This window comes from Isoptericola sp. GX10416 (assembly GCF_056590155.1).
Map to the genome: position 1 here is coordinate 246,786 of NZ_JBWPVO010000004.1, position 18,555 is coordinate 265,340.

The window sequence follows — 18,555 nt, forward strand, 5'->3', positions numbered from 1 at the left end:
CGTACATGGAGTGCGCGCGGCTTCTTGCCATGCTGCTCGCGCTGCCCGATGGCCGGCGGGAGGGTCGCGCGATGGCGGCGACGTGGAAGTTCCGGACGGATGGCGAGACGACGTGGGACTGGGCGGTGGGCCCACCTCCGGTGCGTATTCTGCGACATGTGCGCCGGCCGACGGCCGATGCGATGTCGCGGCACACCCCGGTGCGGATGGCGTGCCAGACGACCGGCAGCACGCTTCTGATCGAGTCGTCCCTGGAGTACGAGGCCGCTCGTCGCCTGGACCGGGACCCGGACGTGGAGTGGATCGTCGCCCAACCGGTGAAGATCGAGTTCGACGACGACTCGAAGCACGTGGTGGACCTGCTCGCCGAGCATCATGACGGCACCGTCGTGCTGTGGGATGTGCGCCCGGATGACCGCCAGGACGAGGAGTTCCATCGGATCGCTGCGCTGACGAGGTCGGCGTGCGCGGCCGTCGGTTGGAGCTACGACGTGTTCGGTACCCAGCCGACGGCTCGGCGCTTGAACATGCTGTGGCTCGCCTCGCACCGCAGGCTGCCTCGATGGCCGCATTCGCAGGCCACCCGCCACGTCACGGATGCGGTGCGCGCTGGGGTCAAGGTCGGGGACGTCCTGGCCCTCGACGACGGTGACGGGCACACGATCGCGATGCTGTGGCACCTGGTCTGGACGGGTTACCTGGTTGTCGATCTGGACGTGCCGATCACGGCGGACTCACCGATCGCGCTGGGGGACTGCTCCGATGCGTGAGAACCGCGTCGAGTTCTCGGCGGGTTCCATGGTCTTGACCGACGACGGCACCGCCGTCGTCATCCACGTCGATCGCGCCGGCGTCGAGCTGAAGGACGTCCGTGGCGCAGTGTCCTTCGTCGAGTGGCCGGATCTGCGCACCGCGCAGCCCATCGACGGCGGTGAGCCGACGGCGAGCGACCCTCCCGCGCTGCGCAGCCTCGCCGAGGTGTGGTACCGGCTCGACGACGAAGCCCGTACGGAGACATTGCAGCGTCTCGGTGTCGTGCAGGAGGTCGTGACGGGATACCGGTTCGGCTTCCCAGAACTCGCGCTGCCTGGAGAGCCGTCGACTCTCTTCGACCCAGCGTTGGGAACGTCGCTGACTGAGCGGGCCAAGCGTATGGCCGATCGCTTGACCCACGAGTCGACATCGAGCCGCTCACCTAGCCCGTCCGCCCGAGTCTCTGCGAGCACGGTGCAGTACTGGATTCGGAAGTGGGAAGCAGGCGGCCTGCTGGGTCTCGTGGACGGGCGCCGGAGCAAGCAGGTGGAGGTGTTCGCGACGATCCCGTTGGAGTGGCGGCTAGCGGCATCGGATGTGGTGGCCGAGCTCGACGGTGACCTTTCGACGGTCGACCTGGGTGAGATCCATCGCCGGGTCAAGGTCCGGCTGAGGGAGTCGGGGCTTGATATTCGTCCGCCCGAGCGGGCCGCAGGACGGTACGTCAGTCACCTGAAGCGCATCCGCGGCAAGACGACCAGGGCGCAGCGGTCCAACAAGCTGCGTGGTGTCGCCGGTGTGGAGTCGTACCCGGCGATCTTGCCGGGCCAGATGGTCGCGATCGATGTCACGCGCTCGGATGTGATGGTGTGGTGCCCGACGCGGGGCGGCTCGTGCAGCGTGGAGATCATCTCGGCGATGGACGTGGCGACGCGGATGATCCTGGCCCTGCGGGTGGTGCCGATGAGTGCTGACTCCCATGACGCGGCGATGCTGCTGTACGACGTGATGCGGCCGTTCTCCCAGGTGGTCGAGGGCACGAGCGTGTCGGACTGGGCGTGGGCCGGGATTCCGGAGCAGATCGAGTTCTATGCCGACGAGCCGGCAGCCGACGACGACTGCTCGGGAGTGGAGGTGTCCTGCCCGCGCACGTGCCGGCGCCTGCACACGGCCCGCAGCTTGCAGGGCACGCACGTGATCCCGGGGGTCCAGCCTTCGGCTGTTCGTGCCGATCACGGATCGATCTTCGTCTCGCAGGTCTTCCGTGATCTGCTGAATCGCTTCGGCATTGACTTGCCGCTGTCGCGCACGCGCCGGCCGGTCGACAACGGCATCTTGGAGCGGTACCACGAGACGTTGCAGCGCGGCCTGCAGCAGCTGCCGGGCTACAAGGGCCGCAACGTCGCCGAGCGGGGCCGCATCGTTGGCACACCTCAGGCGCATCGGGACGAGCCGTTGCTGACGGCGCAGGAGCTGGAGAAGTTCTTGCGACGCTGGATCGTGCTGGACTACCACCGCACTCCGCACAGCGGGCTGCGTATGCCGGGCATGGAGGCGATCGACCTGTGCCCGGTGGAGATGTTCGACGCGATGCTCAAGCTCACCGGCCGCCTGCATGTGCCGCAGCGGCCGGACATGATCTACGACTTCCTGCCGGTGCGGTGGGGGAGTGTGAAGAGCACAGGCGTGGAGTTCGAGGACCTGACCTACGACTGCCGCGGGCTCGACGGTCTGCGCAACGTCCCGATCGGGATGTTCCGCGCCAAGGATGCCGCGATGCCGTTCCACTACGACCCGCACGACATGAGCCGGGTCTGGTTCCGGCACCCGGACACCGGGCGCATCGTGGAGGTGCCATGGCGCAAGAGCCACCTTATCGACGCACCCCTGACGCAGACACTGGTGCGTGAACTGCGAGGCAAGATCGCACGTCGATCGACTCCGCGGCTGCGCCGCAAGGCGGCCGAGGACGAGATCATCGCTGAGCTCGGCAGCCTGCTCGACGGAGTGGTGCCCAAGGACTGGCGCAAACGCATCGGCGCTGCGCGCCTGCGGCACGACGCCGCGACCCGCGACCACACCGAGGCCGCGGTGGCGATGACGGTGGCCGATGCCGTGGAGGCCGCCGAGGGCCGCCAGCAGCCCGGAGCGTCGCTCCCCGGGCAGGGCGACGAGGGCGAGTACTCGATCTGGGCGGACTCCTGGCCGTTCGAACCACCACTGGACGACGCATGAAGGCCGAGCTGTGGCACAGCCATGCCCGCGAGGAGCCGTACCCGCAGCCGGAGATCCACACGCTGGAGGAGCTGCGGGCGATGAGCCCCGCGGCACGAAGGGGCGTGCTCCGTGCGCAGCGGCTGTGGATGACGAGCCTGCAGTTCGACTGGCCCCAGCAGCACCGGCTGCACCAGATGCTCACCGAGTGCGTCGAGGACAACGAGGTCCTCGGCCACGGCGCCAAGGAGATCTTCGCCGTCGATGCCGAGTACGGCGTGGGCAAGTCGACCTTGGTGCGCCAGTGGGCCATCCGCCTGTATCGGGAAGCCATCGGTGAGGCGATCGACTCGCCTCAGATCCCGGTGTGGGAGCCGAGACCCGGGGTCCATGCGCATCACGTGCCCCTGGTGTGGGTGAACCTGGCCTCTGCGGCCAACATCAAGGAGTTCAACACCGCGATCCTCGAGTACCTCGGCTACCCCGTCAGCGGCACCATCCGGTCGATGAACCTGCGCGTTGCGGATGCCCTGGACCGGCACCGCATCCGCCTGCTGATCATCGACGACGCCCACCTGCTCAACACCCGACCCATGCAGGGCCACGACGTGCTGGACCACATCAAGCACATAAACACCGAGCTCGGTGAACGCGACGGCACGATGATCCTGGTCGGCGCCCAGCTCGACGGCCACCCCATCCTCGAGGACCCGCAGATCGGCGCCCGCCTGCGCTACGTGCCCATCGGACCCATGGGAATCGACACCGCTACTGAGCGAAGTCAGTGGCAGCACTTCCTCTACGGCATCGAGCAGCGCATCCTGCCCTACCTGCCACGCGCTCAGCCCGGTCTCCTCGCCGGCCAGCACGCACCGAGGATCTGGCGACGCACCCAGGGCTACGTCGGCGACGTCGCCGAGCTCGTGCGCCGTGCAGCACGAGCCGCCGCCGAGGACGATCGGTGGACCATCACTGTCGATCATCTCGAGAACGCCGACCTCAAGGAGCGCGCGAAGCGGCACGCGATGTCCGAACAGCGGCACAAGGAACAGGTCGCCCAGGCCATGGCGAAGAACGCCAAGAAGTCCGCGGCGAAGCAGGCGGCGCGATGAACCTGCTGCCGATGCGACCCCAACACGCCCCCGGAGAGCACCTCACCTCGCTGCTGGAACGCACCGCCGTCGCGAACAACATCTCACCGCGCGCATTCGGACTACGCGCGGCGACCATCGCCCGCGAGCACGTCGATGCCGCCGTCGTCGACAGGCTCAGCCGCGCCGTCGCGGTCCCCGCACGCGACCTGGCCACGATGACCTTGGACGCCTACCCCACGGGCGCCATCGGACGGCGCCACCGGCCCGCGGCCACGCACCGCACTTGGCGGCTGCCCGCCGTGCGCTGGTCCTGCCCACGCTGCACCCCAGCGACGGGCATCTACGACCGGGACTGGCAGCTCGCCCTGCACCCGTTGTGCACCCGCTGTCCCGCACTGCTGCGGGTCCACGACGACGTCGACCGGCCACTGGTTGCGCCACCGGACGAGCGCGCCGTCGCAACACAGCGCCGCATCACCGCCCACCTCGACAAGCTACGAAGATCACGCCGCTCGGACGGCACCCTGCGCCGCCTGTACGAACTGACCAGCCTGATCGCGGTCACCAGCGACGAACACTGGCCCCGCCTCGCGGGGTGGGAGCACGAGCTGCGCCGAGAGACCCTCGCCCATCGCACCTGGACCTGCCGGCCCCCCACACAGCCGGCGCAGGCAGCGATCGTGGTGCTCGAGGCCTGGCGCGCCATCGAGTCCCCCGCCCGCGCAGAACGCCTCGTCCACGACGGCTGGGACCGTATCCGCACCCACCCCGACACCGAGGTGCGCAGCCTCGAGGACCGCTGGTATCGCCTGCTCCCCAAGCCGCCGATCACCGAACGGCTCACCGCCGAGCGACCCGAGCGACCCTCCCGCCAGACGCTCACGAGGCTGCAGTCCGAACTGCGGCAACTCGCGATGGCGCACGGCCTGCAGCCACGACACGTCCCCGACTGGATCCTGCTGCCTGACGAGCGCTTCGCCCCATCCCCGGGGCAGTGGCCGCTGCGTACCGAGCTCGCCCGCGTCACCCGCCACCTGCTCGACGGCGACCGCAACGGTGTCCTGAAGATGCCGGGTGGCCGGTACCGGATGCCGTTCTCCCGGTGGGTCGCCGAGGACCGAGGGATCCGTCCCGGCCTCGCGCAGGCCATCAGCGACCAGGTGCGCGCCCTCGTCGACGACGGCCTGATCGACTACGCCGAGCGCCGCCAGTACGTCGCCGCGTCCCACCATCTGCTCGGACGTCTGCGGACCGCAGCCCCCGGTCTTGACCTGGGCGACCACGCGTTGCGCGCCTGGGTCTGGGTGATGCTCACCCACGGTCCCGCCAGCACGCGTGCCGAGACGGATCTGGCCGTCGAGACCGATGCCCGGCTCGACCCGGAACAACGGCTTGCCCTGCGCGATGCGGCACTCGACCACCTGACGCAGATCACCGAGACCGGCGCGACCGAGAGCTGCCCGCTACCCCTGAGCCCGACGGTGCTCCGGGAGGGCACGTGACACCCCTGCCCGTGCGCTACGGACCCGGTCCGCACCAACCGATCGACGACTGGCTCGAACACCTGGCCAGCGACAACAGCCTGACCAGCTCCGCACTGTGCACGCTGCTGCGAGACGGCGGTGGCACCACCCGCTTCCTGCCCGTCCTGCTCGATGCCGCGACCACGACAGCCATCACCGACCTCACCACCAGTCGACCGGAGCGAACGCGACGGGCGACGCTGCAGCGCTTCGACGGCACCGGCGCCCTCGACCTGCACGGCCTCGACACTCACCGGTGGTCCACCTGGCGTCGCGTCGCGGCCCGCGGCTGGATCAGCGCCACCGGCACCACCGCGTGCCCCCGATGCCTGGTCACCGACGGCACCTGGAACCTCGCCTGGCGCCTGGCCACCACCACCGTCTGCGCCCAACACGGCACCTACCTGATCGACACCTGCCCGAGCTGCCGACGCCGCTTCCTCGACCACCCGCACACGACCCTGCGCGCCGCACCAGGTGTGCACTGCCTCAACCCCATCGGCCACCGCGACACGTGCGAGCAAGACGTCACCGCCCTCGCCGCGCAGGCCGCTCCCGACGACGCCATCGAACGCCAGCACCGCCACGACCGAGCGTTGGCCGGAGAGCCGGTCGCCATGCTCGGCAGCCCGACACCCGGCCGGCAGTACCTGACCGACACCCGCGCCCTGGCAGTCCTGCTGCTCCACCTCGCCAGGCAGCCCGGCGCCGAGACCCTCGCCGACTGGGCCGGCGAAGTCCGCCCCGCGACCGAACCGGCGACGCGATGGCACCTGCACCCACCGGCCGCCGCCGCACTCCGGTCCACGGTCCTGACGTGCGCGGACCACATCCTCACCACCGGCGACCTCGACGCTGCCTGCGACCGCCTCGACCCCTGGCTCGGACTCGCACCACCGGGGCCAGAGTCACGTCTCGGCTGGCTCGCCGACCACACCCGGATGACCCCCGGCCTGACCCGCCTGGTCATGGCCGCCCTCGCCCCACACCGCCGCACCAGCCACGCCCTGGCCGCCCGGCCATGCCACCTCGACGCCCGCTGGATACCCCAGGTACTGCCGAACGGCCTGTACCGCGACCACGCCGCGACCCTCTTCACCACCCGCGAGTACACCCCACGCCTGTTCCTGTCGCTGTGTCTGGCCCGCCGCGCCGGGGCCACCACCTGGGCCGACGCCGCCACCGTGCTCGGCCTCGACTCCGAGATCGGCACCCGGACGGCCCGCGCCATCAGCGCCCGCACCCACCTCGACAACGCCCAGCTCATCGAGGCGCTGGACGCGATCACGAACCGCCTGGACATCGACTACACCGCGCGAGCAGCCACCGTCGACCGGCTCACCACTCGACGGGCTTGGTTCGACGACTGGTGCACCGAGTATCGCCCCGGCACCCGCCCCACATCCCACCGATACGCCGTCACCTGGCTCTGGGAGCACTGGGCCCACGCTCTGCCCGCCGCCAGCCCGGGATGGACCACCGCGCCCGACCGCTACCAGCGCGCCCTGTACCGCCAGTTCGCAACGTCCCTGCGGCGCCCAGCCACCACAGCGCTCGTCGACGTCGCCCATCGCACCCACCGTGAGGAGAACCCATGAGCGAACCCGCCAACTCCGACCCGAACCCGCCAGACCAGCCCGAGACGCCGGGGGAGAAGCTCGTCCTCAACGACGACGGCCACATCCACGAAGAGGTCGCCCGCCGGGCCGTGAAGTTCGTCGCCACCTACCGGCGCAGCTACCGCCGCGGACCCACCTGGCGCGAGCTGGGCGACCACATGGGCTGGACCCGCAAGCAGCTCGAGCCCGCGATCATCATCCTGCGCCGCGCCGAGATCCTCTACACCACCGGGCGGTACCGCTCGCTACAGCTCCACCCACGGCTTCGGCCACCCCGACGCCCTCGAGGATCCCGTCCAGAAAGCCAGAGCGCCCCGGATTCGGAAGCGACTGGCCCAGGGGCCGCACGGTGAGGCAGGGCGACAGTGCCCGTGCAGACGACGACAGGCCACTGCTCATCCTGGACCTTGACGGCGTCATCAGCCCCTACGGCACCCAACCCCGCGGCGGGCTTCAGCTCGCCCGCGTCGGTGGCTACCGCATGCTCTACCGCCCCGCCGTCGTCGAGGTCCTCAACGACATCCACCTCGACGGCGTCATCGACCTGCGATGGCTGACCAGCTGGGGCAACGACGCCCGCACCCACGTCGCACCTACCCTCGGCCTGGGAGACTTCCCGCTCCTCGACACGATCGATCAGGACCGGCCCCCAGCGGCGTCGCCGAAGCTCGACAGCATCCGCCGCTGTGTGCCCTTAGGGCGACGCTTCGCGTGGATCGACGACGACATCACCGCTACCCACCGACGTGAGCTCACGAACTCCTACGGCCCGGCATGCCTCCTCCTACAGCCTCCAGCGACGACCGGAATCACCGCCGATGACCTCGACATCGCCCGAAACTTCCTGGCCGCGCCATGATCACCGCACCCAGCCCGCACCCGCCCCGGCCGACCCAGAGCTTGACCGCGGCCCTGTGGGCCGAACTCGTCCTCGGCCCACCGGCACCCATCCAACGCGGATGGCACCACCACGCCGCGTGCGCCGACGACCCGCGATTCCTCGCCCAAGACGAAGCTGCGGACCGCGACAGCCAACGGGAAGTCTGCACCGACTGCCCAGTCATCGCCGACTGCCTGCGTGAGGCACTGCAGACCGAGGACTCCCGCTACGTCACCGCCACCGAGATGCGCGGCGGCCTGACGGCACGACAACGAAACCTCCTCCGCCAGGCACGACGCCGTCCCCACCACCGCCCGCCGGTGGCACCGAGACAGCACGCCATGTCGAAAAGCACCTTCATGATGGCCGTCACCCAGGCCGTCGACGACGGCGCGACCTACACCGACACTCTCCATGCCCTCGGCTACACCGGCCGCAAAGGCCAGTTCTACCGCCGACTCTGGCGAGCCCGACGCCTCGACCTCTACCGCCAACTGCGTGACCGGGAAGCCTCGTAGGAGACGAAGGCTGCGCGGGGGCCTTCGTGGCTCGAGCACCCTTGGCCCGCCCGGCGACGTAGAGCAACGCCCAGAAGTCGTATCACCGCCCGAAGGCGCCACTCCCATCTGGGTGGAGGCAGCAGTCTTCCCCAGGAGGTTCCTCATGCCACAGCCAGAGCGATACGTCCGCGCCAAGGTCGAGTGCTCCGCAGGGCATCTCCACGACATCTGCATCGAGATTCCCCGGCAGGTCCCGCCGGACCTGCGCTGCGCCGAGGAGGAACCGAGAGGATTCGGGCAGGGACCGGGTGGAGGGTGCAGCATCCCGTCGCAGGATCAACTGAAAGTGCGCGCTGCCCAGGAGCTCCAGGACGGACTCGAGGAGTCCCGCAGACGGGGGTACGTCCTCATCCGCGCCTGACCAGCGTCCGCTACAGCGCGCCCCTGCCAGCGTGCCCGTGCGCACGGTTGCAGAGCGAGTTCCGCACAACGCGACCAGGCGTCGTCGTGCAGTGATCGCCGATCCGCTACGGTCGTCAGTGATCCCGGACGGGGAGGTCTCTGGTGCCGACCATGCCGACGAAGAAGTGGACATGCACTGTCGTTCGCCGAGCCGCCACGATGGCGACGGCGCTGCTCATCGGGACCAGTGCGGCGAGTTGCGCGTCAGGCGTCGCGTCCGTGACGACCAACATCAAGAGTGACAGCAACGGTGACCTCACGGCGCTGGTGCAGATCGCTGACCTGGGAGGGATGGATGCCGGCTTCGAGGGCATCCTCGCTGTGAACCCCGAGGGATGTCTCGGCCTGCTGCCGCCAGATGGGCAGGGCGAGGTCGAGGTTGTCGTCTGGCCGGCCGGAACGCGACTGACTGACGAAGGCGAGCTGCGGTCGCCCACCGGTGAGACGTTTGCAGTGGGTGATGAATTCAGTGCCGGAGGTGGAATTCTGGAGGACCTGCGCGCGGACAAGGGCGACGTGGTCGCGGACTGCGTAGCGGACGGCGAGCCTGGCGCGGTGATGCACTCCGTCGGCCCGGTCGGGCCCTGAGCCCCTGTCGGTCAGCGACGTCCAGCTTGAGGGATCGACCTTCACTAGGCTGCACAGATGTCGAAGATGACCGACCTGATGACTGGCGCAGTCGGCTACTTCTGGACCGACGTCGACGAAGTCATGGCGCTGGACCGGGCGATGCCCGGCCACGTACACCTGTCCGCCGACGGCGATCTCCAGATCGACCTCCTGGTTCCTAACGCGGACCCCTTCGGCGATGTGCCCCTTCCGAGCTCAGTGGCGGCAACCACGTCGGTGGGCGGTGCCCTGTTTCTCGATGTAGGCCATGGCCGCCTGGCCACGACACACGGCGGGTACAGGGTCGCTACACGCACGTACCGAGCCCACGGAGTGGTCACCGGTGCACCGCTGAGGGACCTACGGTCCGACGGGTTCCGCGACGTGTCGGCGTTCTTCCCTGGGATCGCAAGGTGGGCCGGGGTCGCCGGCTCCAGCACTGCGCCCGCCAAAGGCGAAGATGGTCGGCTGACGTCCCTGGCGATCACGGTGCAGGCGGCCGAAGCCCGCGCGCAGGACCTCGGCAAGGGGCGACAGCTTGAGCTCTCGACGCATTGGCAGGTCGACGGACCCGAGGACCGGCGCACCATCTACGCTCCGGTCGAGTTCAAGGTCAGCGCATCGCGTCCTGCCAGCTGGAGCGACCTGATCCCGCCGCTGCAGTCGATCCAGGGACTCCTGAGCTTGGCCTACGACGGTCTCGTCGTCGCCGACGGCGGCCGAGTGACCATGGACACCGACCGGCCACCGATGGAGAGCCCAAAGTGGTGGACCGCCCGAATCATGCGCCGTCCCGACGGAGCCCGCGCACCGCGATCGATGACCGAGATTCCGAACTTTCACCTCAGCACCATCGGCGGCATCGCCGGACTGCGGCGATGGATCGACCTGACAGACAAGCACCCGCGCGCCACAGGTCCGCTCCTAGCAGGACACCGGTACGGGCTCCAGAACGTCGAGACCCGCCTGATGGAGATCGCAGCGGCCATCGAGTACTGGGTATCGGCACATCGCCGATCGGCTCAGTGGGCACGCAAATCGCAAGGTCAGGGAAGGTTCGCCGCCAACCTCGCGGCACGAGTCGGCGCCCCCTTCGGTGATCTCGTCGGTGATCCGATGGCATGGGCGCGCCGATTCTGGAAGACCTACACCTTGCTCAAGCATGAGCCCAACAGCGAGTACGACGCCTACGAGGTCTCCCTCCTCGCCGCCACCGGCGCAGTGCTCCTACAGAGCGCTCTGCTGAACCGCGTCGCTGGCACGAGTGCGCCCGCAAGAGCGATCTGTGACAGCCACCGCTACTACCACCTCGGCGCCCAGACCCGCGGTCTCCTTGGCGCCTGAGCGGCGTATCACCCGCCGTGCACCACGACTATCTTGTTGCGCGCATCCATGTCATCTCGGTCTCGCTCAGCGTGGGTCGTCCGGCCGCGATCCATGCCGGTTCGTAGAGTTCCGCAAGTCCGCGCCAGCGCGCATCTGCAGGGTCGCGTAGTTCCCAACCGAGCTCGTCGAGCCGCAGGTCTCCCTTGCGACGATTGCAGCCCCAGCAGGCGGTGACGAGGTTGTCTTCCGCCACGGGGTCGCCACCGCCGGCGATGGGCTGGACGTGATCGAGTGTCGCGGAGCGGGTGACGAAGGCGGGGTGTGTTCTTTCGGACTTCCAGTTCGGGTGCATGGGGAACTCGTCCGGGAAGAGCCTCGACAGCAGCCGCATGACCGGGGTGAGTACGGTCTTCTCTCCGCAGTAGCGGCACTGGTAGCAGTCGCGTGCATAGATCCGCGCGATCACCGACGTCGAGGGCCATCGTTCTGCGCGCCGCGGCACGGGCTCGAACTGGATCTCCTGCAGGACCGACCGCGCGCCCTCGAGGTCGCGATCAGCCACGTGGTGCAGCGCTCGTTCGAGCGCCTCGGGGTAGGGATCGACGAGCTGGCGAGGGCGAGGCGGACGCCGTTCGTTCGCTGATCCCTGGTCCATCAGATGGCTCTCCAAGTCACGGCGTCGAGCAGACGCAGGTCCGTCAGCCGAGCCATCACCCGGACTGCAGTGTCCTCATCGGCAGCCAGCCGGTCGCGGACTTCGGCGAGTGCCCTGGCGTTGCTTTCGTCGATGAGGTCCTCGCGGATGGCTGCCCAGTTCAGGCGTCGAGCACCGAGGTTCGGGTGGCGGCGAGCGGCCTCGGCTGCTGCTGGCCCGTAAGCGGCGAGCACCCTGCTGTCGAGGATCGGGATCAGTGCTGGGCGTTTGAGGTGGAGCACCTTGTGGATCTTGGCGATCGCTACGCCCTTGGGAGCGGCGTCGCGGAAGTGTTCGTAGAGGGCGATGGCCGCTGCGTAGAGTCCGTCGGGCTCGGCCGGGTCCGCATCAGCCAGGCTGGCGTCGGCGGGCACCGTCTTCCAAGGGGCACTGCTGGCCCGATCTACGAACCAGGCGCTCTCCGCGGCCGAGATCCGGCTCGCGATGATGCGCGTCCGCGTCACCTCATCGGTAGCCAGGACGTCGGGTTGGCCGGAACCGCCCAGGTCGTACTTCGCGACGGTGCCGCCGTGGCGACGCGCGTACTCCGACAATTCCGTGAAGGGGTCAGAGACCGTGGCTCCAGCGATTATCATCTGCGATGGCATGCCACCAGAGTGCCAGAAGGGCAGGCGTACCGTCCGAATCCTTCGACACGAAGTGCGTAGGCTTCGCCGCCGCTGAGGCGCGCCGGGTCGTCCTCCAGCCTGGTAGGCGGCGCGAAACCGGATCCGCATCTCGCCGCGAAAGACTCGGCTCATCCTGTGCCGACCGGCCCCGAGCGAGTTAGCGGATGGGGCGCGTCGGTCTGCTTGGAACCGGCGAGTGCGAAATCTGAGGAGGCGCGCGCAATCACGACGTCGGCGAGACCTGACCCCGGCTCTCGGCACTACGGTGACGAAGAGGTCGGCCAACTCGTAGTAGCCGAGATCCAACCATCAGCCACAAGGAGCCAAAGCACACGATGGAAGAGTTTATTTCAGCGGTCGTCGGCGCGGTCGTCGGCGCCGCTATTGCGGGTGTCATCAGCTTCAAGCAGCAGCGGTATTCGGCGGATCGCCAGGCGGCGGACCAGGATAAGGCAGACCGCATGAGTCTAGTTCGCGAGGTTATGCGCTATCGCCTGGACCAAGAGAAGCTCATCGGCCCTTTGAACGAGATCCCACTTGTCTTCGGCTACGACGAGGATGCCATCCGGCTGTACCGGGAAACGCTTGACGCGCAGACCAGCAAGCTCCGGACGGATAAGTTGAGTGATCTGATCAACCACCTCGCCACGCTGGTGGATCTGCCCGCCACAGTGCGCCCGTCTGACATATCTCGAGGATTCGTCTCTATCCAATAACACCCGTCGTTCCGGTAACCGTAGTCATTGCCCGGCCAGTCTCATGACCGCGATGTGGTAGGTGCTCGACCCGGCGTTGCCTGGGCGCAGCTATCGACATCCATCACTGCAGCCGAATCCAGAGTTACGGCGGGCGACTTGGGGGCCAGTACTCGCACAGGTCTAATCCCCGGCCTGAGACGCGTTGAGCCGAGGACACCGCTGATGGCTTGCAGAGTGCAGCGGCGGACTCCGGCCCACCGTGGGGCTTGCCGGGGATTAGGAACCCGCAGTTCGGTCGCGGTGCAGCAATAAGCCCGCGACGGCCGGGTCGGAGATCGTGTGGCCTGGGGGTCACAGCGTGATCCAACGGGGGCGGTCCTGAACAGTCGCGGACTGAACCGCCCTGGCTTCAAAGGAGGTGGTGGTGTGCCCCGCCTTCCGTGGAGTCGGGTGCTGAAATCTAGGCCACGGTGATCGTTGCTGGGACCCATACACATCAACGTCACCTATCCGTGCAGCAGTCCCGTCCGATCAGCAGACCCGCCTGCCACCACCCCCGATTCTCCGCCGATCAGTATTGCGGCCGCGAACGCTGCTGATGCATTTGGAGTAAGTCCTGGGTGAGGTTCATCGCGGCCCTTACCAAGTACAGAGCGCGCGTCAGATCTGTCGAGAATCGCACGACCATGACGTTGGGGTCTGAGGTTGGGTGCTCCTCACGCTCAGAGAACGACAGGTTTGCCCACGGTCGGCCGTGGGCGAAACCCGAGCAGAGCTGCCAGGGCGTCAGCACGCCGAGCCTCGAGTCGACATGCTTGTCGGCGTACGTCACCACCGCCGTGCTGGAGTATCCACGCTCCACGGACTTCACGTCGATGCCTCGGTGGCGCTCGGCGACCGCGACGATCTTTGCGATCCGCTCGTCCTGGGGCTTGTAGTCCGGTAGGGCGAGCCGGTGGATCGCCTTGTGCTGGTCCTTGGCGTTCTGCATGTGCCAACGCAGGCACCGGGTGACGCGCTCGGCCCTCGAGGCAGGGTGCAGGATCCAGTAAGCAGCCGAGATGTTCTCAAGGCATCCCCGGACGAGCGAGGCTGGCGCCGCGACATGGACCGTCTGCGCGTCGACGATCAACACCTTGACCGCGTGTAGGTGGTCGACGCCGGCCACAATGCACGCCTTCACTGCGTGGGAGACGTGATACGGGTCCGCCCACTCGTCATCCCGCGCCAGCGAGGAGCGCGGATGTACGTCAAAGTCGTCCTTGTCGTCGGTCCGGTCGTTGAGCTTGTCGATCAGCGGGGCGATCGCAGCCCATTTGGCCGACACCTGCTCCGCTGTCAACGCGGCTGGCACGTCTGTCACGCCGGAGAGTCAACACCCTGCCGCCGACAGAGGTCCGGGGCACAGTCGACGACCGCCGCCTACATCATGACTCTGCCTTAGGCGCTCCTGGCGGCGGAGAGTTCGCCCAGGGGCAGCCATGCCGTCGATCGAGGGAAAGCGGTAGCTACGCGTCAGGTGCACGGGCTGCTGGTCATGGCCGCCGCGAGGATGCCGGAGTTCACGAAGTTCACGAACTCGTCGGAAGCCTCCGCCGCCCCTTCCGGACCAAAGAAGTCTTCCACGGGGCTCGCACCCATCGCGTCGAAGGCCGCTTCAGTGTCGTTGGCCCACCCTTCCGCGCAGAAACGTTCACCCCAATGGAGCAGTACATCTACTTCGTGGTCAGTGATGTCGTAGGGCTCGCCGCCTTCCCCCTCCATGAGCCCGACCCACGTGCTCAGGTATTCATTCTCTGCAGCGGTACAGGACTCGCAGGGGCCGTCGGCAGGCGTGCTGCAGGCAGCCAGCGCACAGATAGCCGTGGCCGCGAGTGATGCGACGAGGATGCGTCCCATACGTGTGGAGAGCGCCTGGTCTCCGATTCGTGACGCGGTGAGGCTGAGCACTCCGCCAGCACCCACCTGGCGGACCGTGCAACCTACTTTGAGCGACCGGCGCGACCGTGGTCTCGGGGTCACCGACTTCTTAGGACCTCCGCAGCCAGGTGATGATTGCCGCGATGGCGGCCCGTGCTCGGTAGACGACGGCGTGCTTCTCGTGGCGAGTGGCCAGGCCGCGCCGCTGCTTGAGCGGGTTGAAGGACCGTTCGACGACGTTGCGCCGCTTGTAGGGCTCGTGGTCGGGTTCGGCGGGCGTCCTCCCTCGGAGCCTCGCCGCTTGCGGTTGGACTACTGGTCGGACGGCTCAGGGATCACAACCTTGATCCCGCGCCGACGTAGCAGGGCCCGGTTCCCGCGTGAGGAGTACGCCCTGTCCCCGAGCACCGCGTCCGGCGTCGTCCTCGGGCGACTTGCGCCGAGGCGCGGCACCCAGATGCCGGCGAGCAAGACTTCCAACGTTCGCCCGTCGTGCGACTGGCCCGGCCACCGGGGCCAAGCTGCGGATCGCGATCATCACCTGGATCGAACGCACCTGCCACCGACGCCGCCGCCAACAGCGCCTCGGACGATTGACCCCATCGAGTACGAAGCCATCCTGACCGCTCAGGTCGCACTCGCCGCCTGACAACCGCTGTGCAGCCCCCTCCGATACCTTGCGCTTGTCTACAGTGGGCCGATCCGAGCAGACTGCAACAGGATAGCGACTAGAACAGCTGCCTGGGCTCGCCGAACTGCTGAACGACAACCGTGGAAGGTATAGGCAGATCGCCACGAAGATCCTCGTAGGAAGCCATCCATCGGCTGAGTGCCTCGGTGGGAGATGAAGCCCATATCGGTGGTTCTGGGCTATAGGCGCCTACCGCAAGATCGAGGGTAATCCGCTGATGGAAGTCGAGCTCGTAGGATTCCAGGGTCTCGAGGGTTTCCAGTGTCTGTCGCGTTAGCTGTCGCAGTAGCACGCTCGCGATATCATCACGGTGTGCAGCGAAAGGCAGAGCATCGAGGATGAACTCGTCCCACGGGCCGCCGATGCCAGCGCTCGGGTTGCCCCAGTACTGCGGGTCGTGCGGGCAGCCAGCAAGGCAGGACCAAGGGTGAGCATGGTCCTGCATCGCGTCCAGACTCACCAGAGGCGAGCTTGTAGCCCGCAAGAGTTCGCGAGCCGCGACAGATGGAACAACCGTGAACGCATCAGCGCCTCGCTCGAAATAGTGAACGCACCCTCGCGTACTGTACTGCACCCCGGATCGCAATGGGTTGAACAGGACATGCACGGGAAGCACCTGAGCCTGCCTCGCGGTATTGATCAGGTTGTCAATCTGACGTCCTCGCGATCCTGCGTAGCCTATGTCGTAAGAACCCTTCTTGAGCTTCTTCGCCTGCACGTAGAACGAGAACCAACCGTCGGCTCCTCCCGCGCACCAGATCCAGTCCGCACCGCGGTTGGCCTCGTCCATCTGTGTGAGCATCTTGATCCGCAGAGTGTCACCCAGATCTTCGTGCAGATTAAGCAGTACCGTCTCGGAAATCGTCGTCTCCTGCTGGACGACGCCTGCATCTTCGCCTTGCGCGATCCGTCTTCCGAGCACCAGCGCCTCGCGCACGAGGGCGGCCCGGAACCGGTCACGCTCGCCGGGCAAGGGTGGACGACGCCCGCTTCTCACAAGCAGGACACTACCGAGGGTCGCGTGTACGTGTCTCTGGCAGCTCGGTGGACCCTGCGGTCTATGACCCCGAGCCGAATCCCGGCGCACGGGCGTGGTTCCGTGCGTCGGCGACCGGCCTGATCGGCAAGGCCTGGGAGTACGTGACACTGCTCGATAGGTACTACGTGGCATGCGTGCAGAGGCGCACCCGGGCGCCGGGACGCATCGTCTACGCGGACGAGGTGCAGGTCGTCGCCGTGCCTTTCACCGAGGCCTCCTAGGATGACGACGTGACCTCCCACGAAGGCCTGGACGATGACGGCATGGGCCGGCGCTGCCGACTCGCCGACCTTGAGTTGATCGGCGCGGCGGAACAGGTGGCCGCCACGCGCTGTCGGGGCGACAACCACTCGGTGGCGGCCGCCGCCCGCGCCCGAGACGGCCGGATCGTCACCGCCGTGAACGCCTATCACTTCACCGGAGGTCCCTGCGCGGAGCTGGTCGTCATCGGCGCCGCTGCCGCACAGGGTGTCTATGACCTGGAGGCGATCGTCGCCGTCGGCGATCGCGACCGCGGTGTCCTGCCCCCGTGCGGTCGCTGCCGGCAGGTGCTCCTCGACTACTTCCCGACCCTCGACGTCATCATCGGGACACGCGACGGACTCCGTGCGGTGCCTGTGTCCGACCTGATGCCCGCCGGCTACGTCTGGGCAGATCAGCAGCTTGATGTCGACGAGGCGACGGTGTCCAGGTAGTGCCCCACCGTGAGGCACCGGTCTGGTGCAGTACACCGGGCGTGGCAGGGTCACGGAGGGATGACCTGCGACGATACGCGGATGAATGACGCGGAGTGGTGGGATGTCGTCGACGAGAAGGGTGAGCACTCGGGTCGCGCGTGAAGGCCGCTGTCGCCGTCGCAGGGCCCTGAGGTAGGGCGGCCGGGTCGAGCATCGCGCGCGGAGCGCGCGGGTCAGGAGGCCCTGCGTTGCACGATGACGGCCGTGAGGGTGGTCGTGGCCCAGGTCGTGTGCTGTTCCCCGGCTTCCCAGGTCACGAGGTCTCCCGGTCCGACGTCGGCGGGGACGTCGTCGTCGCCGGCGACCTGTCCTGTGCCTGCCACGACGTAGAACGCCTGGTCGCGTCCTGCCGGATGCTTCGGTAGCGAGGATCCTGGCTCGAGGACGGCGATGTCGACGCGGACCTGCTCGCTGTCGAGGCCCGGGGCGAGCATTGTCATCGCCACGCCGGCGGCGCCGTCGAGTGGGCTGAGGGTGAGCTGCTCGATGAGCATGGTGGTTAACCTATGGCGTGAGGTCCACGCTGGAGTGCACGACGGCGCGGCGTGCCGCGATCGCCCAGGTGCCGTAACGTCGCTCGAAGGAGTCGAGGTAGCTTCCCGCGGAGAGGACCCATCGCCCGTCGGCGACCTGTGTCAGGGCGGCGACGTCCGACACTCCGTCGGCTGTGTCCCGTCCGGTCAGGGTGATGGACGTGTTGGTCGTCCAGTGGTGCATCTGCGGCTGAGCGTCCCACTAGTGCTCGATGGCGGCGCGGATCTGGTCGTGGCCGACGAAGCGCGCCACGCCGACGTCCCACACGCCGTCAGCGTGGAAGGTCGCCAGGAACCGTCCGAGGTCTCGCTTGTCCGCTCCGTGGGCGTACTCCGCGACAACGCGGTGTAGAGCTTGGGTCGACTCGATCTGGTCGAGGCGTAACTCGAGGTCAGCGTCGCGGCTCATCTCGCCATGCTGGAGGACGCTGCGCGTGCTGGCCACCACAGCGGGCGACGTACTTTGCACGACCCACGCGCCACGCCCGAGATCGCGCAAGGTAGGCAGGCGTGTTCGTGCGATCTGCGCTGCACGTCGACATTTTGTCGACGTGCAGCCTAGATTTCACGAACCCGCGTCTATGTAACATGGCGCGTTCTTGACCACCGGGTCCGAAGGGCTGGCGTGGTCGGG

General features: G+C 67.8%; 19 protein-coding genes and 2 pseudogenes. 14 read left to right on the plus strand and 7 right to left on the minus strand.

The annotated features are described in order from the left end of the window. Positions 1 to 29: 29 nt before the first annotated feature. From ACWAT2_RS08875 to ACWAT2_RS08920, 10 genes are all read left to right on the plus strand, one after another. Positions 30 to 770 (plus strand): TnsA-like heteromeric transposase endonuclease subunit, encoded by a 741-nt coding sequence (locus ACWAT2_RS08875; protein ID WP_402374950.1) that lies wholly within the window; start codon positions 30 to 32, stop codon positions 768 to 770. Next, complete coding sequence (locus tag ACWAT2_RS08880; RefSeq protein ID WP_402374952.1) at positions 763 to 2,988, plus strand: hypothetical protein; 2,226 nt, start codon at positions 763 to 765, stop codon at positions 2,986 to 2,988. The genes ACWAT2_RS08875 and ACWAT2_RS08880 overlap by 8 nt, the downstream gene beginning before the upstream one ends. After that, a complete protein-coding gene (locus tag ACWAT2_RS08885) occupies positions 2,985 to 4,079 on the plus strand; it encodes a TniB family NTP-binding protein (RefSeq protein ID WP_402374954.1) in 1,095 nt (364 codons plus the stop codon). Before ACWAT2_RS08880 ends, ACWAT2_RS08885 begins: the two co-directional genes overlap by 4 nt. After that, positions 4,076 to 5,563 carry a TniQ family protein gene (locus ACWAT2_RS08890; RefSeq protein WP_402374956.1) on the plus strand — a complete coding sequence of 496 codons (1,488 nt, stop codon included), beginning with the start codon at positions 4,076 to 4,078 and terminating at the stop codon, positions 5,561 to 5,563. The genes ACWAT2_RS08885 and ACWAT2_RS08890 overlap by 4 nt, the downstream gene beginning before the upstream one ends. Beyond that, the gene (locus tag ACWAT2_RS08895; protein WP_402374958.1) at positions 5,560 to 7,182 is read left to right on the plus strand and encodes a TniQ family protein; all 1,623 of its coding nucleotides are present in this window, start codon (positions 5,560 to 5,562) and stop codon (positions 7,180 to 7,182) included. The genes ACWAT2_RS08890 and ACWAT2_RS08895 overlap by 4 nt, the downstream gene beginning before the upstream one ends. Further along, positions 7,179 to 7,556, plus strand: a complete 378-nt coding sequence (locus tag ACWAT2_RS08900) for a hypothetical protein (protein ID WP_402374960.1) — start codon at positions 7,179 to 7,181, stop codon at positions 7,554 to 7,556. The genes ACWAT2_RS08895 and ACWAT2_RS08900 overlap by 4 nt, the downstream gene beginning before the upstream one ends. Next, a complete protein-coding gene (locus tag ACWAT2_RS08905) occupies positions 7,553 to 8,062 on the plus strand; it encodes an HAD domain-containing protein (protein ID WP_402374962.1) in 510 nt (169 codons plus the stop codon). The genes ACWAT2_RS08900 and ACWAT2_RS08905 overlap by 4 nt, the downstream gene beginning before the upstream one ends. Then, on the plus strand, positions 8,059 to 8,601 hold the full coding sequence (locus tag ACWAT2_RS08910; protein WP_402374964.1) for a WhiB family transcriptional regulator: 543 nt from the start codon (positions 8,059 to 8,061) through the stop codon (positions 8,599 to 8,601). The genes ACWAT2_RS08905 and ACWAT2_RS08910 overlap by 4 nt, the downstream gene beginning before the upstream one ends. A gap of 663 nt (positions 8,602 to 9,264) precedes the next feature. Then, the gene (locus ACWAT2_RS08915; RefSeq protein WP_402374966.1) at positions 9,265 to 9,633 is read left to right on the plus strand and encodes a hypothetical protein; all 369 of its coding nucleotides are present in this window, start codon (positions 9,265 to 9,267) and stop codon (positions 9,631 to 9,633) included. Positions 9,634 to 9,690: 57 nt separating this feature from the next. Continuing rightward, complete coding sequence (locus tag ACWAT2_RS08920) at positions 9,691 to 10,998, plus strand: ApeA N-terminal domain 1-containing protein (RefSeq protein WP_402374968.1); 1,308 nt, start codon at positions 9,691 to 9,693, stop codon at positions 10,996 to 10,998. A gap of 28 nt (positions 10,999 to 11,026) precedes the next feature. On the opposite strand, the gene ACWAT2_RS08925 is transcribed toward ACWAT2_RS08920, so the two are convergent. Beyond that, positions 11,027 to 11,542, minus strand: coding sequence for an HNH endonuclease (locus tag ACWAT2_RS08925; RefSeq protein WP_402374970.1), 516 nt, complete (start codon positions 11,540 to 11,542; stop codon positions 11,027 to 11,029). A gap of 92 nt (positions 11,543 to 11,634) precedes the next feature. Beyond that, a complete protein-coding gene (locus ACWAT2_RS08930; RefSeq protein WP_402374972.1) occupies positions 11,635 to 12,282 on the minus strand; it encodes a DUF6308 family protein in 648 nt (215 codons plus the stop codon). A 356-nt stretch (positions 12,283 to 12,638) separates the two neighbouring features. On the opposite strand from ACWAT2_RS08930, the gene ACWAT2_RS08935 reads away from it, so the two are divergent. Then, the gene (locus ACWAT2_RS08935) at positions 12,639 to 13,019 is read left to right on the plus strand and encodes a hypothetical protein (RefSeq protein WP_402374974.1); all 381 of its coding nucleotides are present in this window, start codon (positions 12,639 to 12,641) and stop codon (positions 13,017 to 13,019) included. Between the two features lie 553 nt (positions 13,020 to 13,572). On the opposite strand, the gene ACWAT2_RS08940 is transcribed toward ACWAT2_RS08935, so the two are convergent. Both ACWAT2_RS08940 and ACWAT2_RS08945 read right to left on the minus strand, forming a co-directional pair. Beyond that, positions 13,573 to 14,364 (minus strand): hypothetical protein, encoded by a 792-nt coding sequence (locus ACWAT2_RS08940; RefSeq protein WP_402374976.1) that lies wholly within the window; start codon positions 14,362 to 14,364, stop codon positions 13,573 to 13,575. A gap of 152 nt (positions 14,365 to 14,516) precedes the next feature. After that, on the minus strand, positions 14,517 to 14,951 hold the full coding sequence (locus ACWAT2_RS08945; RefSeq protein WP_402374978.1) for a hypothetical protein: 435 nt from the start codon (positions 14,949 to 14,951) through the stop codon (positions 14,517 to 14,519). 479 nt (positions 14,952 to 15,430) lie between these two features. On the opposite strand from ACWAT2_RS08945, the pseudogene ACWAT2_RS08950 reads away from it, so the two are divergent. Continuing rightward, positions 15,431 to 15,570 (plus strand): annotated as a pseudogene (locus ACWAT2_RS08950) (IS3 family transposase); the annotation flags it as partial. A gap of 79 nt (positions 15,571 to 15,649) precedes the next feature. Here the strand turns inward: ACWAT2_RS08950 and ACWAT2_RS08955 are convergent. Next, positions 15,650 to 16,585, minus strand: coding sequence for a hypothetical protein (locus ACWAT2_RS08955; protein ID WP_402374980.1), 936 nt, complete (start codon positions 16,583 to 16,585; stop codon positions 15,650 to 15,652). Positions 16,586 to 16,587: 2 nt separating this feature from the next. Here ACWAT2_RS08955 and ACWAT2_RS08960 point away from each other — a divergent pair, with 2 nt between their 5' ends. After that, a complete protein-coding gene (locus ACWAT2_RS08960; protein WP_480048820.1) occupies positions 16,588 to 16,872 on the plus strand; it encodes a hypothetical protein in 285 nt (94 codons plus the stop codon). Positions 16,873 to 16,881: 9 nt separating this feature from the next. Next, entirely contained in the window at positions 16,882 to 17,346 is a 465-nt protein-coding gene (locus ACWAT2_RS08965) for a cytidine deaminase family protein (protein WP_402374983.1), read from the plus strand. Positions 17,347 to 17,561: 215 nt separating this feature from the next. Here ACWAT2_RS08965 and ACWAT2_RS08970 read toward each other — a convergent pair whose 3' ends face one another. Both ACWAT2_RS08970 and ACWAT2_RS08975 read right to left on the minus strand, forming a co-directional pair. Beyond that, complete coding sequence (locus tag ACWAT2_RS08970) at positions 17,562 to 17,882, minus strand: cupin domain-containing protein (RefSeq protein ID WP_402374985.1); 321 nt, start codon at positions 17,880 to 17,882, stop codon at positions 17,562 to 17,564. A gap of 10 nt (positions 17,883 to 17,892) precedes the next feature. Further along, positions 17,893 to 18,330 (minus strand): annotated as a pseudogene (locus ACWAT2_RS08975) (nuclear transport factor 2 family protein). Between the last annotated feature and the right edge of the window lie 225 nt (positions 18,331 to 18,555).

Excerpts from the sequence above, each read along its gene's own strand:
- ACWAT2_RS08875 (WP_402374950.1), top strand. The coding sequence starts at position 30 with ATGCTGCTCGCGCTGCCCGATGGCCGGCGGGAGGGTCGCGCGATGGCG.
- ACWAT2_RS08880 (WP_402374952.1), top strand. The coding sequence starts at position 763 with ATGCGTGAGAACCGCGTCGAGTTCTCGGCGGGTTCCATGGTCTTGACC.
- ACWAT2_RS08885 (WP_402374954.1), top strand. The coding sequence starts at position 2,985 with ATGAAGGCCGAGCTGTGGCACAGCCATGCCCGCGAGGAGCCGTACCCG.
- ACWAT2_RS08890 (WP_402374956.1), top strand. The coding sequence starts at position 4,076 with ATGAACCTGCTGCCGATGCGACCCCAACACGCCCCCGGAGAGCACCTC.
- ACWAT2_RS08900 (WP_402374960.1), top strand. The coding sequence starts at position 7,179 with ATGAGCGAACCCGCCAACTCCGACCCGAACCCGCCAGACCAGCCCGAG.
- ACWAT2_RS08910 (WP_402374964.1), top strand. The coding sequence starts at position 8,059 with ATGATCACCGCACCCAGCCCGCACCCGCCCCGGCCGACCCAGAGCTTG.
- ACWAT2_RS08920 (WP_402374968.1), top strand. The coding sequence starts at position 9,691 with ATGTCGAAGATGACCGACCTGATGACTGGCGCAGTCGGCTACTTCTGG.
- ACWAT2_RS08930 (WP_402374972.1), bottom strand. The coding sequence starts at position 12,282 with ATGCCATCGCAGATGATAATCGCTGGAGCCACGGTCTCTGACCCCTTC.
- ACWAT2_RS08935 (WP_402374974.1), top strand. The coding sequence starts at position 12,639 with ATGGAAGAGTTTATTTCAGCGGTCGTCGGCGCGGTCGTCGGCGCCGCT.
- ACWAT2_RS08970 (WP_402374985.1), bottom strand. The coding sequence starts at position 17,882 with ATGCTCATCGAGCAGCTCACCCTCAGCCCACTCGACGGCGCCGCCGGC.